General features: G+C 51.7%; 1 protein-coding gene. It reads right to left on the reverse strand.

Translation table 11 applies throughout. From position 1 onward, the window contains the following. Positions 1 to 1,133 (reverse strand): Ig-like domain-containing protein (locus tag G3R49_RS19895; RefSeq protein WP_167870828.1); only part of this gene is annotated, 1,133 nt, incomplete at both ends.

Raw genomic sequence — 1,133 nt, forward strand, 5'->3', positions numbered from 1 at the left:
ATCTTCGCCAACCGTTACTGCATCATCAGCTACGTCAGTGTTATCTGGCGTGACAGTAATTGTCAGTGTCGCCGTTTCACCTGTATTCGTGGTGTAAGTGATCACCGGCAGTGTGCCGTTCCAATCCGCCGCTGGATCGAAGGTGTACGAACCATTGGCGTTCAGCACGAGTGTGCCGCCTTGGACGGTGACTGAGTCGCCTGCGTTGTAAGTGGTGTTATCACCGGCAATGGTGAAGCTCACAACTGAAGTATTGTCTGACTCATCGTTAGTTAATACGTTGCCTGAAGCCTGGGTATCTTCGCCCACGGTTACAGCATCATCAGCCACGTCAGTGTTATCCGGCGTCACTGTGATTGTCAGTGTCGCCGTTTCACCTGTGTTGGTGGTGTAGGTGATCACCGGCAGTGTGCCATTCCAGTCCGCAGCAGGATCGAATGTGTAAGAGCCATTAGCATTCAGTACTAAGGTGCCGCCTTGGACAGTCACAGAATTGCCTGCGTTGTAAGTGGTGTTATCACCGGCAATGGTGAAGCTCACGACTGAAGTATTGTCTGACTCATCGTTAGTTAATACGTTGCCTGAAGCTTGAGTATCTTCGCCAACCGTTACTGCATCATCAGCTACATCAGTGTTATCCGGCGCCACTGTGATGGTTAAGGTTGCTGTCTCACCAGTGTTAGTGGTGTAAGTGATGACCGGCAGTGTGCCATTCCAGTCCGCAGCTGGGTCAAAGGTGTACGAACCATTAGCGTTCAGCACGAGTGTGCCGCCTTGGACAGTGACTGAATCACCTGCGTTGTAAGTGGTGTTGTCACCAGCGATGGTGAAGCTCACAACAGAGGTGTTATCTGACTCATCGTTAGTTAATACGTTGCCTGAAGCTTGCGTATCTTCGCCAACCGTCACTGCATCATCAGCTACGTCCGTGTTATCTGGCGTCACTGTGATGGTTAAGGTTGCTGTCTCACCAGTGTTAGTGGTGTAAGTGATCACCGGCAGTGTGCCATTCCAGTCCGCAGCTGGGTCAAAGGTGTACGAACCATTAGCGTTCAGCACCAGTGTGCCGCCTTGGACGGTGACTGAGTCGCCTGCGTTATGGACAGTGTTGTCACCAGCTACGGTGAAGCTCA

The sequence above is a fragment of the Shewanella sp. WXL01 genome (genome assembly GCF_012263345.1).
Lineage (GTDB): Bacteria > Pseudomonadota > Gammaproteobacteria > Enterobacterales > Shewanellaceae > Shewanella > Shewanella maritima.